13 protein-coding genes are annotated in these 13091 nt (G+C 70.8%); 3 read left to right on the forward strand and 10 right to left on the reverse strand.

Annotated elements, in window-relative coordinates:
• Positions 1-2: 2 nt before the first annotated feature.
• From CRM89_RS20505 to CRM89_RS20515, 3 genes are read right to left on the reverse strand one after another with little or no spacing between them, the layout of a single operon-like run.
• Positions 3-1601 (reverse strand): acyl-CoA carboxylase subunit beta, encoded by a 1599-nt coding sequence (locus CRM89_RS20505; RefSeq protein ID WP_011211864.1) that lies wholly within the window; start codon positions 1599-1601, stop codon positions 3-5.
• Positions 1598-2752, reverse strand: coding sequence for an acyl-CoA dehydrogenase family protein (locus tag CRM89_RS20510; protein ID WP_098085663.1), 1155 nt, complete (start codon positions 2750-2752; stop codon positions 1598-1600). The genes CRM89_RS20505 and CRM89_RS20510 overlap by 4 nt, the downstream gene beginning before the upstream one ends.
• The gene (locus tag CRM89_RS20515; protein ID WP_098085666.1) at positions 2749-4464 is read right to left on the reverse strand and encodes an acyclic terpene utilization AtuA family protein; all 1716 of its coding nucleotides are present in this window, start codon (positions 4462-4464) and stop codon (positions 2749-2751) included. Before CRM89_RS20515 ends, CRM89_RS20510 begins: the two co-directional genes overlap by 4 nt.
• Positions 4465-4658: 194 nt before the next feature.
• On the opposite strand from CRM89_RS20515, the gene CRM89_RS31075 reads away from it, so the two are divergent.
• Both CRM89_RS31075 and CRM89_RS20520 read left to right on the forward strand, forming a co-directional pair.
• On the forward strand, positions 4659-4817 hold the full coding sequence (locus CRM89_RS31075; RefSeq protein ID WP_167547539.1) for a hypothetical protein: 159 nt from the start codon (positions 4659-4661) through the stop codon (positions 4815-4817).
• A gap of 752 nt (positions 4818-5569) precedes the next feature.
• Positions 5570-6448, forward strand: a complete 879-nt coding sequence (locus tag CRM89_RS20520) for a hypothetical protein (RefSeq protein ID WP_086844114.1) — start codon at positions 5570-5572, stop codon at positions 6446-6448.
• 3 nt (positions 6449-6451) lie between these two features.
• Here CRM89_RS20520 and CRM89_RS20525 read toward each other — a convergent pair whose 3' ends face one another.
• The 6 genes from CRM89_RS20525 to thiO form a co-directional block, all read right to left on the reverse strand.
• The gene (locus CRM89_RS20525) at positions 6452-7348 is read right to left on the reverse strand and encodes an adenylate/guanylate cyclase domain-containing protein (RefSeq protein ID WP_172964550.1); all 897 of its coding nucleotides are present in this window, start codon (positions 7346-7348) and stop codon (positions 6452-6454) included.
• 184 nt (positions 7349-7532) lie between these two features.
• Entirely contained in the window at positions 7533-8333 is an 801-nt protein-coding gene (locus CRM89_RS20530; RefSeq protein WP_011211869.1) for an ABC transporter permease, read from the reverse strand.
• Positions 8333-9310: an ABC transporter ATP-binding protein gene (locus CRM89_RS20535; protein WP_086844133.1), complete on the reverse strand. Its 978-nt coding sequence runs from the start codon at positions 9308-9310 to the stop codon at positions 8333-8335. The genes CRM89_RS20530 and CRM89_RS20535 overlap by 1 nt, the downstream gene beginning before the upstream one ends.
• Before the next feature lie 121 nt (positions 9311-9431).
• Positions 9432-10202 (reverse strand): thiazole synthase, encoded by a 771-nt coding sequence (locus CRM89_RS20540; protein ID WP_011211871.1) that lies wholly within the window; start codon positions 10200-10202, stop codon positions 9432-9434.
• Positions 10195-10413, reverse strand: coding sequence for a sulfur carrier protein ThiS (thiS, locus tag CRM89_RS20545; RefSeq protein ID WP_011211872.1), 219 nt, complete (start codon positions 10411-10413; stop codon positions 10195-10197). The genes CRM89_RS20540 and thiS overlap by 8 nt, the downstream gene beginning before the upstream one ends.
• A complete protein-coding gene (thiO, locus tag CRM89_RS20550) occupies positions 10410-11504 on the reverse strand; it encodes a glycine oxidase ThiO (protein ID WP_098085669.1) in 1095 nt (364 codons plus the stop codon). Before thiO ends, thiS begins: the two co-directional genes overlap by 4 nt.
• Positions 11505-11580: 76 nt before the next feature.
• Here thiO and thiE point away from each other — a divergent pair, with 76 nt between their 5' ends.
• Positions 11581-12279 (forward strand): thiamine phosphate synthase, encoded by a 699-nt coding sequence (gene thiE / locus CRM89_RS20555; RefSeq protein WP_011211874.1) that lies wholly within the window; start codon positions 11581-11583, stop codon positions 12277-12279.
• A 35-nt stretch (positions 12280-12314) separates the two neighbouring features.
• Here the strand turns inward: thiE and CRM89_RS20560 are convergent, their stop codons facing one another.
• On the reverse strand, positions 12315-13031 hold the full coding sequence (locus tag CRM89_RS20560) for an NUDIX hydrolase (RefSeq protein ID WP_086844105.1): 717 nt from the start codon (positions 13029-13031) through the stop codon (positions 12315-12317).
• Between the last annotated feature and the right edge of the window lie 60 nt (positions 13032-13091).

The raw sequence follows: 13091 nt of genomic DNA on the forward strand, positions 1-13091 counted from the left end.
CCTCACATCCGGAAGACGCCGAAGCCCTCGGCGCCCTTGATCGGGGCGTTGTGGATGGCCGAGAGCGCCATGCCCAACACCGTGCGGGTATCGCGGGGATCGATCACGCCGTCGTCGTAGAGCCTGCCGGACATGAACATCGGCAGCGACTCGGCCTCGATCTGCGCCTCGATCATCGCGCGCATCCCCGCGTCGGCCTCCTCGTCGAACGGCTTGCCGCGCGCCTCGGCGGCGGCCCGGCCGACGATCGAGATCACACCGGCCAGCTGCGCACCACCCATGACCGCGGATTTCGCGCTGGGCCAGGCGAAGACGAAGCGCGGATCGTAGGCGCGGCCGCACATGCCGTAGTGGCCCGCGCCGTAGGAGGCGCCCATTAGCAGCGAGATGTGCGGCACCTTCGAGTTCGACACCGCGTTGATCATCATCGCGCCGTGCTTGATGATGCCCTTCTGCTCGAACTCCTTGCCGACCATGTAGCCGGTGGTGTTGTGCAGGAACAGCAGTGGCGTGTCGGACTGGTTGGCGAGCTGGATGAACTGCGCGGCCTTCTGTGCCTCCTCGGAGAACAGCACGCCGCGCGCGTTGGCGAGGATGCCCACCGGGTAGCCGTGCAGCTGCGCCCAGCCGGTGACCAGGCTGCTGCCGTAGAGCGGCTTGAACTCGTCGAAGTCGGAGTCGTCGACCACGCGCGCGATCACCTCGCGCGGGTCGAACGGGATCTTCAGGTCGGCGGGCACGATGCCGAGCAGTTCCTCGGGGTCGTAGCGCGGCTCGAGCACCGGACCGCGCGGCGCCGGGCCCTGCTTGCGCCAGTTCAGCCGTTTGACGATGGAGCGGCCGATGCGGATCGCGTCCTGCTCGTCGGCGGCCAGATAGTCGGCCAGGCCCGAGGTGCGGGCATGCATCTCGGCGCCGCCGAGGGATTCGTCGTCGGATTCCTCCCCGGTGGCCATCTTCACCAGCGGCGGGCCGCCGAGGAACACCTTGGAGCGCTCCTTGATCATCACCGTGTAGTCGGACATGCCGGGGATGTAGGCGCCGCCCGCGGTGGAATTGCCGAACACCAGCGCGATGGTGGGAATGCCCATCGCGGAGAGCTTGGTGAGGTCGCGGAACATCCGCCCGCCGGGGACGAAGACCTCCTTCTGGGTGGGCAGGTCCGCGCCGCCGGATTCGACCAGCCCGATCACCGGCAGCCGGTTCTCCATGGCGATGTCGTTCATGCGCAGGTTCTTGCGCAACGTCCACGGGTTGGAGGTGCCGCCGCGCACCGTCGGGTCGGGCGCGACGATCATGCACTCCACGCCCTCGACGATGCCGATCCCGGCGATCACGCTGGCACCGACGTGGAATTCGCTGCCCCAGGCGGCCAGCGGGCACAGCTCCAGGAACGGCGAGTCCTCGTCGATGAGCAGTTCGATGCGTTCGCGGGCGGTGAGCTTGCCGCGCTTGCGATGCCTGGCCAGCTTCTCGGGGCCGCCACCGGCGACCGCCTTGGCGAATTCGGCTTCGATCTCGGTGAGTTTGGTGGTCATCGCCTCGGCGGCGGCGGTGTATTCCGGTGCCGCGCTGTCGAGGGTGCTGCGCAGGATCGTCATGACTGATACCCCAATCGCTTGGCCGCCAGGCCGGTCAGGATCTCGGTGGTGCCGCCGCCGATACCGAGGATGCGGATGTCGCGGTACTGGCGCTCCACCTCGGATTCACGCATGTAGCCCAGACCGCCGAAGAGCTGGACGGCTTGGTGGGCCACCCATTCGGCGGCCTCCACGGCGGTGTTCTTGGCGAAGCAGACCTCGGCGATCAGATCGGTCTCGCCCTCGGCGCTGCGCCGGGCGACCTCGCGGGTGTAGACGCGGGCGACATCGATGCGCCGCGCCATCTCGGTCACCGTGTTCTGCACGGCCTGCCTGCTGATGAGCGGACGGCCGAAGGTTTCGCGGTTGCGCACCCACTCCAGGGTGAGGTCCAGGCAGCGCTGCGCTTGGGCGTAGGCCTGCACGGCCAGCCCGACCCGCTCACTGACGAACGCGGCCGCGATCTGGTAGAAGCCCGAATTCTCCGGCCCCACCAGGTTTTCCACCGGAACCCGCACGTCCACATACGACAGTTCGGCGGTGTCGGAGGCCCGCCAGCCCATCTTGTCGAGCTTGCGGCTCACGGTGAAACCCGGCGTGTCCTTCTCCACCACCAGCAGCGAGATACCCGCCGAGCCCGGCCCGCCGGTGCGGACCGCGGTGACCACGAAGTCGGCGCGGCACCCGGAGGTGATGTAGGTCTTGGCGCCGTTGACGATGTAGTGGTCACCGTCGCGGCGCGCGGTGGTGGTGAGGTGGCCGACGTCGGAGCCGCCGCCGGGCTCGGTGATGGCCAGCGAACCGATCTTCTCGCCCGCGAGCGTGGGCTCGGCGAACCGCTCGATGAGATCGGTGTTGCCGGAGGCGATGACGTGCGGCACCGCGATACCGCAGGTGAACAGCGAGGCGAACAGCCCACCCGAGGCACCCGCCTGGTGCATCTCCTCGCAGACGATCACCGAATCCAGCGCGTCACCCCCGGCGCCGCCGGCCGACTCGGGGAACTGGATACCGAGCAGTCCCAGCGCACCCGCCTTCTTGTGCAGCTCGCGCGGGATCTCGCCCTCGCGTTCCCAGTCGTCGAGGTAGGGCAGCACCTCCCGCTCGACGAATCCGCGCACGGTGGCGCGCAATTCGCGGCGTTCGGGAGTGTTCCACGGACCGACATTCATGACAGCAGCTCCACGGGGATATCGAGGTGACGGGACCGCAGCCATTCGCCGAGTCCCTTGGCCTGCGGATCGAAGCGGGCCTGGTAGGCCACGCCCTTGCCGAGCAGGCCGGTGGCGAGGAAGTTCACCGCGCGCAGGTTCGGCAGGACGTGCCGGGTGACGGTGAGCTGCGCGGTCTCGGGCAGCAGTGCTTTCAGCCGGTCGACGGTGAGGGTGTGCACCAGCCAGCGCCACTGGTCCTCGGTGCGCACCCAGACGCCGATGTTGGCGTCCCCGCCCTTGTCGCCGCTGCGGGCCAGCGCGATCGTGCCCAGCGGCACGCGGCGGGTCTCGCCGACCGGGAGCGGTTGCGGCAGTGCCGGTTCCGGTACGTCGGCGAGCGCCCGGGTGTCGGTGGCCTGCGCGACGTCGACGCGGGCGCCGTCCGGCAGGACCGCGACGTGCGGCACCTGTCCGGCCTCGACGTACCCCGCGGTGTAGACCCCGTAGGGGGAACCGTTGCCGGGCGGTGCGGTGAAACTGCACCCGGGGTAGCTGGCCAGCGCCAGTTCCACCGCGACGCTGGAGAAGGCGCGGCCGACCTTGTTCGGATCGGGGTCGCGCACCACGCAGCGCAGCAGCGCGCTGGCCTGCTCCTCGGTGTCGGCGTCGGGGCGGTCCAGGCGGGCCAGCGTCCATTCCAGTTCGGCGGGCCGCACCGGCAGCCAGTCTTCCAGTTGGCGTTGCGCGAGTGCGGCTTTGGCCTCGATGTCGAGGCCGGTGAGGATGAAGCTCATCTCGTTGCGGAATCCGCCGAGCGTGTTCAGCGAGACCTTCAACTGTGGCGGCGGCGCCTCGCCGACGACACCGTCGACCAGCACCCGGTCCGGCCCCTCCTGGGTCAGGCGGATGCTGTCGAGCCGGGCGGTGACGTCGGGTCCGGCGTAGCGCGCGCCCTGGATCTCGTACATCAGCTGGGCCTCGACCGTGTCCACGGTGACCGCGCCGCCGGTGCCCGCGTGCTTGGTGATGACACTGCTCCCGTCGCGGCGGATCTCCGCGATGGGGAAGCCCGGCCTGCCCAGGTCGGGCAGTTCGGTGAAAAAGGCGTAGTTGCCGCCGGTGGCCTGGGTGCCGCATTCGATGATGTGCCCGGCCACCACCGCACCGGCGAGGGCGTCGTAATCGGTTCGGCCCCAGCCGAAATGCGCGGCGGCGGGCCCGACGATCACCGAGGCGTCGGTGACCCGGCCGGTGACCACCACGTCGGCCCCGGCGTTCAGGCATTCCACGATGCCCCACGCGCCCAGGTAGGCATTGGCGGTGAGCGGGGAGCCCAAGCCGAGCTCGCCCGCGCGGGCCAGCAGGTCGTCGCCCTCGACGTGCGCGATCTGCGCGTTCAGGCCCAGGTCGGCGGCGACCTTGCGCAGCCGTTCGGCCAGGCCCGCCGGGTTCAGCCCACCCGCGTTCGCGACGATCTGCACGCCCTTGTCCAGCGCGAGGCCGAGACAGTCCTCGATCTGCTTGACGAAGGTCTTGGCGTAGCCGAGGCTCGGGTCCTTCATCCGGTCCCGGCCGAGGATGAGCATCGTCAGCTCGGCCAGATAGTCGCCGGTGAGGACGTCGAGGTCGCCGCCCTCGAGCATCTCGCGCATCGCGGCGAGCCGATCACCGTAGAACCCGGAACAGTTGCCGATCCTGATCACTTCCGGATCGGCGGCCAACCTACCCATCAGCCGGGCCTCCCTGTCGGTGGAGTTCGCGTCCGCCCCAGCATCACACCCAGCCGGAAAAAAATCAAGCTCGCGTGCTTGTTACTTGTTCGAGCAGGTCAGGTCGCTGATACCGGGTCGCTTCGGCGCTGGTTCGGGGCATATCACCCGCTATGGTGCACCCCCGCGACCGCCGACACGGCAGAATCGGACCAATGTCCACCGACGTCACGATGATCGTCCTGCTCGCGCTGTCCGGCTTCCTTCTCGGCGGCGCCTACTCCACCTGGAAGACCGCGCGGCCGCTGGCCATCGGCCTGGGTGTCTGCGGTGTCCTCGCCGCCGCGGGCGCTCTGGCGTGGGGGCTGTCCTGACACGGTGCCGCACGCCATCACCGCACTGATCCTGCGCGGACCCCACGACGCCTCCGCCGCCGCGGCCTGGGGTGGCGAGCCGGTCCCCTCACCGCCGAGCTGGCGCTGTTCCACCTGACGCACCACTACACCGCCTACTGGCAGGCGCGGCGCGACGGAATGGCTGGAGCTTGCCCCGGGAGGCTCCCGGCCTGTTCCCCCGCGAAGGGGTGGTGCGCCTGCCCGCCGCGGAGCTGTCCGGCTCGCCCGCGCCGTCGTTCGCGGTGATCCACACCGACTACCATGTCGGCGTGGGCACGCAATGGGGGGTGGCGCCGACGAGTTCGACACCGTGGGACTCACGGCCCATCGAGCCACACCGGAGCACCTCGACCGAAACGCCGACCTGTTCGACGAGATGGGAGTGTGAGGCGCTGCCCACCGGCTCGCGCCCCGCGAAACCGATTGCGGCGCAATAGTAAGTACTTCGCCGAGACCATCCTTTCCTGCCGAGACCTCGACCAGCTCGAGAAATGGCTGCGCCGCGCGCTGGAGGTCAGTCGGGCCGAGGAACTGCTGGCCTGATTGTCAACGCGGCGGCGTCACCCGGGCGAGGGATGGATTCGCAGGTCGTCCGGTAGACAGGCAACGGCACGGGCAGTTGCCGCGAAGTCGCGGGCAGTCCCCATGGCCAGTGAACACCGAGTAGGACTCCTGACTACGAAATCGTTTGGTACGTAATACCTGTCGGCGCCGACGATTACTGTGCGCGCATGCCTTCGGCTCCGCATGAAGTGGTGATCGACATGTTCAACGCGCGACCGGATCTGGTCGCGCCGCTGTTGTCCGCGCTCGGCTGCCAACTACCGTGCTACGAAACGGTGGAACCTCGCTCCGAACGTGCCGCTGTACTGGCGCCCACCGAGTACTACGCCGATGCGGTGCTGGCGTTCCGGCGGGGAGGTGACACCGTCCTCGCGGTGGTGGTGGAGATCCAGCTCCGCCGCGATGGTGACAAGCTCTGGTCCTGGCCGGTCTACACCGCGTCGCTGCGAGCGCGGCTGAGGTGTCCGGTACTGCTCCTTGTCGTCTGTCCCGATCCCCGTACCGCCACGTGGGCGGCACAACCCTTGCACTTCGGCTACCGCAACCCGCCGACAACCCTGGCACCCCTGGTGCTCGATCCCTCATCGGTGCCGGTGGTCACCGATCCCGATCTGGCGGCCGAACTTCCGGAACTGGCCGTGCTGTCGGCGGTGGCCCATCCGGACCACCCCGACCACACCGAAATCTGGCGCGCTTTGGCGATCGGTCTTCGAACACTCGGAGCCGACCCGGCCCTGCGATACCATGACTTCATCCTGACGATGCTGCCGCGCGCGGTTCGTCCTGCTTGGGAGGCATTCATGTCCGCCGGTCTGCGTGACTACAACTTCACCAGCGACTTCGCGCGCAAGTACTTCGCCGAGGGCGAAGCGCAGGGCGAAGCGATCGGCGAGGCGAAGTCGGTCCTGACTGTTCTCGACGCCCGCGGCATCACCGTGTCCGATCAGGTCCGCGAGACCATTCTCTCCTGCCGAGACCTCGACCAGCTCCAGAAATGGCTGCGCCGCGCGCTGGAGGTCGGCCGGGCCGAAGAACTACTGGCCTGACGCTCACGCTCGCGACGACACCCGGGTGAGGCGGTAGATCCGCAGGTCGTCCGGGACGCCGTTGAGGGGGGCGGCGAAGAGACTGCGGCGGTAGGGCTTGGTGGTGCGGCCCAGGGCGGTGAGGGTGTCGGGGTGCAGGGCGCGCAGCGTGGCGTCGGAGAGCATGGTGTGGCCGTTGCCGCCCGCGGCCATGACGCGGGCGGCGACATTGACGTCGACGCCGAGCCAGTCGCCGCCGATCTCGCGGGGCATGCCGGTGTGCAGGCCCACCCGCATGCGCGGCCGGTAGCCCTCGATCTCGACGCCGCGCAGGTTGTCCTTGGCGGTGACGGCGGCGCGCACGGCGTCGTCGGCGGTGGCGAACACGGCCATCATGCCGTCGCCCATCCGCTTGACGACGCTGCCGCGATGCTCGGCGACGGGCGGTTCGATGGCCGTGGCGACCGCGCGTAGCAGGCGCAGCGTCACCTCGTCGCCGGCGGTGAGCGACCAGCTGGAGAACGCGACCAGATCGGTGAACATCACCGTCACCTCGGTGTCACCGCGACCGCGGCCGACCCGCTCGAGCACGGCCTGCCACACCTGAAGGGCGCCGAGGCCGAGTTCCCGCGCCGCCGTCGGCGAGTCGCCGACCAGTTTCTCCGCCGCCCGCGCCACCGCACGGGCACCGCCGGGGCCGGAGACCGAGAGCGGATCGCCGAAGGAGGGGTCACCGGGGAGTTTGCGGCGCACCGAGCGCAGTGCGTCGATGAGCTCGGGGCGCCGGTTGGTGTCGGTGACGAGCGCGGCCAGGCGTTCGCGCCGCGGCGGCTTGGGTGGGCGGCCGTCCTGGGCGGGCGCGGCATCCTCGGTCTCGGGCCCCCGCCGAGGCTCGGCACCGTCCCCGGGTGTCTCGCTCACGCACCGAAGCGTATCCCACCGACAATGCCGACGGCCCGGCGTGGAAGGCGAATTGCCTTCACACACCGGGCCGGTGGGGGCACGACCGCCGGGCAGTGACGGATCGTGCCTGCGCGGTGCGTACCTCCCGACAAGGTCGTCACCGCGGAACCCGAGCGGCGAGGGCGCTACTCGGGTGGCTTCATCACGCGTCCCGCTTGTTCACCACGACCAGCGCCGCGGCGAACACGATCGCGACGAACGCCGCGAAGTACAGCAGCGCGGGCCAGGCTCCCCAGTGCCACGGCAGGCTGTTGTCGTCGAGGCCGAGAAAGCGGTTCGCGTTCTGGAACGGCAGGAACACTTGAATATTACGTCCGTACTTGCCGAACGCGCCGATGATCGGCTCGATCAGCACGGGCCAGACGATCAGCAGCGAGATGGCACCCGCCGACTGGCGCACCAGCGCCCCGACACCCACGGCCAGGAAGACCACCAGGGCGACGAAGATCGGGACGGCGTAGAAGATCTTGGTGTCACCCTCGCTGAGGCTCAGCTTGGCGCCCACGTCGTCGGTGGTGATCACCTGCAGGATGAAGAAGCTCAGCAGGGTGAGCACCGCGCTGAGCACGGCCGCGCCCACCGCGATCATCGCCGCCTTGGTGACCAGCACCGACGTGCGGTTGGGCACGGCGAGGAAGGTGGCTTTCATGGTCCCGAAGCGGTATTCGCTGGTGACCGCGAGCGCCGCCAGGATCATGATCAGGATGTAGCCGAAGCCGGGAATGAAGGCGACGCCGGTGATGCCGAGGCCCGCCATCGCGTTCTCGGCGTACGGCGGCTCGGGACCGAGCGACGGGTCCTCCCGGTAGGCGCTCATGGAGACGTTCAGCAGCAGGGCGAACAACGCCGTGATGCCGAGGGCGAACACGACCGTCAACGCCGTGCACCACCAAGGCGACCTGGTCGAGGTCAGTTTGATCCGTTCCGCGGCCAACACGCCCATCAGAGCGCACCTCCCATCGCTGTGTACGGGCCACCCGGTCCGGGCACACCCACCGCCTCGGCGCCCTCGCCGTGGTACTGCACGGCGCCGCCGGTCATCCGCATGAACGCCTCCTCCAGCGAGGCCCGCTGCGGCGAGAGTTCGAACAGGGTGATGTCGTTGGCGCCGGCGAGCTTGCCGACGGCGTCGCTGGTCACCCCCGCGACGAGCAGCGCGGGCCCCTCGGCGCCCGTGCCGTCCTCACGCACGGTCATGCCGTTGGAGGTGAGCAGGCTGCGCAGCTGGTCCAGTTGCGGGCTGCGCACCCGCACGGTCTGCTCGGAGGCGCGTTCGATGAACTCCTTGGTGGGGGTGTCGGCGATGAGCTTGCCGCGCCCGATCACGATCAGGTGCTCGGCGGTCTGGGCCATCTCCGAGAGCAGGTGGCTCGACACCAGCACGGTGCGGCCCTCGGAGGCCAGCCGCTGCATGAACCGGCGGATCCACAGGATGCCCTCCGGGTCGAGGCCGTTGACCGGCTCGTCGAACAGCAGCACCTTCGGATCGCCGAGCAGCGCGCCGGCCAGGCCCAGCCGCTGGGACATGCCCAGCGAGTAGCCGCCCGCGTTCTTGCCCGCCACCTCCGACAAGCCGACCAGCCGCAGGACCTCCTCGACCCGCGATTTCGCGATGCCGTTGGAGGCGGCCAGCCACTCCAGGTGGGCGCGCGCCGACCGGTTCGGATGCACCCACTTGGCGTCCAACAGCGCGCCGACCGTGCGCAGCGGCTGTTTCAGCTGGTGATACGGCTTGCCGTCGATGAGCGCGGTGCCCGCCGTCGGGGTGTCCAGCCCCAGGATCATCCGCATCGTCGTGGACTTGCCCGCGCCGTTCGGCCCGAGGAAGCCAGTCACCTGTCCCGGTTTCACGGTGAAGGTGAGATCCTCGACGGCGGCGGTCCGGCCGTAGTGTTTGGTCAGACCCCTCACTTCGATCATGCTGTCCAGCATTCCCTACGACGGGCTCGCGCGCGTCCCCACCTGGGGTGGAATTCGGTCATCCTCGAGAATGACCCGATCCCCCAGTGCCCCGGGGGGCCTGCCCCTACCGCTGCGGCCCTTACCGCTGCGGGGAGGACGCCTGAGCCCAGAACCGCTTGGGGATGCGGCCCGCCTCGCGGGCGAGCAGACCCGCCCGTACGGCGTCGGCCATCGCCGCCGCCATCAGCGGCGGGCGCTTGGCCCGGGTCACGGCGGTGGCCAGCAGCACCGCCGAGCAGCCGAGTTCCATCGCCAGCGCGGCATCGCTCGCGGTGCCGATGCCCGCGTCGAGGATCACCGGCACGCCCGCGGCGGCGACGATCATCTCGATGTTGTGCGGGTTGCCGATGCCGAGGCCGGTGCCGATGGGGGCGCCCAGCGGCATCACCGCCGCGCAGCCCGCGTCCTCCAGCCGCCGGGCCAGCACCGGGTCGTCGTTGGTGTAGGGCAGCACGGTGAAGCCGGCGTCGACCAATTGCTCTGCGGCGCTGAGCAATTCGATCGGGTCCGGCAGCAGGGTGCGTTCGTCGGCGACGACCTCGAGCTTGACCCAGGTGGTGTCGAGCGCTTCGGCGGCCAGCTGCGCGGTCAACACGGCCTCGGCGGCGGTCCGGCAGCCCGCGGTGTTCGGCAACGGGGTGATCTCGAGCCGTTTCAGCAGGTCGAGCACGCCCGTGCCGCCCGCGGCGTCGACGCGGCGCATGGCGACCGTGGTGAGTTCGGTGCCGGAGGCGACCAGGGCCTCCTCCAGCACGGCCAGGTTCTCGGCACCGCCGGTGCCCATGATGAGACGGGAACCGAACTCCCGGTCGGCGATGCGCAGCGGCGGCAGGTCGGGATGCTCAGCCACCTTGGACCGCCGTCAGCACCTCGATGGACCAGCCGCGCCCGACCTGTTCGTCCCAGCGCGACTTCGGGAACACCGCGCCGTCCACGGCCACCGCGACGCCCTGGCAGGGCAGCGCGAGCCGGTCCAGCAGTTCCCGCACGGTGAGCGGCTCGGCGAACTCGTGGTCCTCGCCGTTCACCGTGACACCGATGGGGATGGATGGTGCGGTCATCGAATTCCTCCTGACGCGGACAGCGACGCCGGGGCGGGCGCCGGGGTGAAGCGGTGCGGGTCGGCGGCCGCGGCCTCGGGCAGCGGCGCGTCACCGAGCGCGGCCATCGTCGCGTCGACGGTGAGCGGCACGGCCAGCATGCCGTTGCGGCCGTGGCCGGTGGCGGCCACGACCCGCTCGGACAGCCTGCCGATGAGAGGCAGGTTGTCCGGGGTGCCGGGGCGGGAGCCCGCGCTCGCCTCGGCCAGCTCGTATTCACCGATGCCGGGCAGCACCGCCTCGGCGTCGGCAATCAGATCACGGACACCGCCGACGGTGACGGTGGTGTCGAACCCGGCTTCGTACTGGGTGGCGCCGACGACGATGCCGTCCGCGCGCGGCACCAGGTAGACCGGGCGGCCGTGCACCCGGGCACGCACCACCCGGCGGGGTGCGGGCGCCGCGCCCGGCCGGTGCCGCAGGCGCAGGATCTCGCCCTTCACAGGCCGCACCGGCAGGCCCGGCCACAACCCGGCGGACGCGGCGCCCGCGGCCAGCACCACCTGGTCGAAGGACAGGGCCGTCAGGTCGGTGACGGACTCGGCGCGCACGTCCACCCCGGCCGCCGTGGCCGCGGCGTGCAGTGCCCGGAACAGCTGCCGATTGTCGATGGCGGGTTCGGCGGAGAGCATCCCCGCGCGCACGGTCCGGGCGAGGGCGGGTTCGATCGCGCGGACGCCCGCCCGATCCAGCACGCGCAGGTCGTGGCCGCGTTCGCCGACCCAGTCGGCGACGGTGCGCAGGTCGGCCGCGTCGGCGGCGTCGAGCGCGACGGTCAGGGTCGCGTCGGCGACGAAGACATCGATGCCGGTGGCGCTGCGCAGCCGAGCGGCGAAATCGGGCCAGCGCGCCAGCGAGGCGGCGCCGAACTCGAGGACCCGGTCCTCCCCCGGCCAGCCCTCCGACAGCGGCGCGAGCATGCCACCCGCGACCCGGGAGGCGCCGGACCCGGCGGCGGCGTCGAACAGCGTGACCCGCCATCCCGCTTCGGCGGCCCGCCAGGCCACCGCGAAACCGATGGCGCCGCCGCCGACGACGGCCAGAGTCCGCATGTCTGCCACCTTCCTGGATAGCGCTCGGGTCCCCCTCTGCTCGCTTCCCCACCGTAGCGCGGCTACCGTCGACGACGTGCATCCCTCCCACCCGAAGCGACCGCTGCCACCCCGGGACCGACTCGCCACGGCACGGCTGTATCTGTGCACCGACGCGCGCCGGGAGAAGGGCGATCTGGCCAAGTTCGCCGAAGCCGCCTTCGCGGGCGGTGTCGACATCATTCAGCTCAGGGACAAGGGCTCGCCCGGCGAGGCCAAGTTCGGGCCGCTCGAGGCGAAGGCCGAGCTCGGCGCGCTGGCCGAACTCAAGGCCGTCGCGCGCCGCCACGGCGGCCTGGTCGCGGTGAACGACCGCGCCGACATCGCGCTGGCCGCGGGCGCCGACGTGCTGCACCTCGGCCAGGGCGATCTGCCGCCCTGGTACGCGCGCCGCATCGTCGGCCCCGACGTGGTGATCGGCCGTTCGACCCACAACCGGGCCCAAGCCGGGCTCGCCGCCATCGATGAGCACATCGATTACTTCTGCACCGGCCCGGTCTGGTCGACGCCGACCAAGCCCGGCAGGCAGGCCGCGGGCCTGGACCTGGTGCGTTCCACCGCCGATTCGCACCCGACGCGGCCGTGGTTCGCCATCGGCGGCATCGACCTGGAACGGCTGCCGGAACTGCTGGCCGCCGGCGCGGACCGGATCGTGGTGGTGCGCGCGATCACCGAGGCGCGTGATCCCGAGGCGGCGGCGCGAGCGCTGAAATCAGCCCTGCTCGCCGCCTCCTGAGCAGGTCGGCGGCCGGAGGCGGCGGCACGCTGTGCTCAGGCGAGGATCTGCCGCACCGTGAGCGACACCGTGCGCACCAGCGCGCCCGTCTGCGCCTCCGGCGCACCGCCGGACTCGGCGGTGTCGGCGGTGTCGGCAGGGTCGGCCGTGTCTGCGACGATGCGGGCGTAGCCGCCGGGTCCGTCGGGGTCGGAGTGCAACCAGAGGAAGCCCTGGTCGGCGAGGTCGACGGTGCGGGGCAGGGCCGCGGCCACGGTGTCGGCGTCGTCCAGCTCGCTCAGGCAGGCGCGAGCCGGGGTGGCGCGCAGGGCGGGCCAGGCGGCGGCGAAGCCGGGGTGCAGGGGGCGGTCGGTGACCTCGTCCTCGGGGACCCACGCCAGTTCGAGGCTCTCCCGGTCGCGGCTGGTGCGCAGGGTCTGGTCGGTGTCGGCGACGACGGTGGTGTAGGTCCAGCCGCTCAACGCCGACGCGGTCACCCGTTCGGCGCGCACTCGCACGGCGGTGGGGTCGATGCCCGCTTCCTCCCACGCCTCGCGCACGGCGGCGTGCACGGAGGACTCGTGGCTGTCCTTGGCGCCACCCGGCAGCGCCCAGGTGCCGCCCTGGTGGCTCCACGGCGCCCGATGCTGCAACAGCACCGCCGAGCCGCCGCCCGCCAACGGCGCCCGCAGCAACAACCCGGCAGCGCCGTACTTGCCCCAGTGCCGTAGCCCGTCCGGGCCCTCCGACCACCCGTCACCGTCACCACGCATCACAAACCATCCTCGTTGCGCCGCGGCGGCGTTCCCCCGTCGCACCCGCCCCGGGGTGAT

This window comes from Nocardia sp. FDAARGOS_372 (assembly GCF_002554515.1).
Classification (GTDB): domain Bacteria; phylum Actinomycetota; class Actinomycetes; order Mycobacteriales; family Mycobacteriaceae; genus Nocardia; species Nocardia farcinica.

Bases quoted from the DNA above. Each gene is read 5' to 3' on its own strand.
- CRM89_RS20505 (WP_011211864.1), bottom strand. From the start codon at position 1,601: ATGACGATCCTGCGCAGCACCCTCGACAGCGCGGCACCGGAATACACC.
- CRM89_RS20510 (WP_098085663.1), bottom strand. From the start codon at position 2,752: ATGAATGTCGGTCCGTGGAACACTCCCGAACGCCGCGAATTGCGCGCC.
- CRM89_RS20515 (WP_098085666.1), bottom strand. From the start codon at position 4,464: ATGGGTAGGTTGGCCGCCGATCCGGAAGTGATCAGGATCGGCAACTGT.
- CRM89_RS31075 (WP_167547539.1), top strand. From the start codon at position 4,659: ATGTCCACCGACGTCACGATGATCGTCCTGCTCGCGCTGTCCGGCTTC.
- CRM89_RS20520 (WP_086844114.1), top strand. From the start codon at position 5,570: ATGCCTTCGGCTCCGCATGAAGTGGTGATCGACATGTTCAACGCGCGA.
- CRM89_RS20530 (WP_011211869.1), bottom strand. From the start codon at position 8,333: ATGGGCGTGTTGGCCGCGGAACGGATCAAACTGACCTCGACCAGGTCG.
- CRM89_RS20535 (WP_086844133.1), bottom strand. From the start codon at position 9,310: ATGATCGAAGTGAGGGGTCTGACCAAACACTACGGCCGGACCGCCGCC.
- thiS (WP_011211872.1), bottom strand. From the start codon at position 10,413: ATGACCGCACCATCCATCCCCATCGGTGTCACGGTGAACGGCGAGGAC.
- thiO (WP_098085669.1), bottom strand. From the start codon at position 11,504: ATGCGGACTCTGGCCGTCGTCGGCGGCGGCGCCATCGGTTTCGCGGTG.
- CRM89_RS20560 (WP_086844105.1), bottom strand. From the start codon at position 13,031: ATGCGTGGTGACGGTGACGGGTGGTCGGAGGGCCCGGACGGGCTACGG.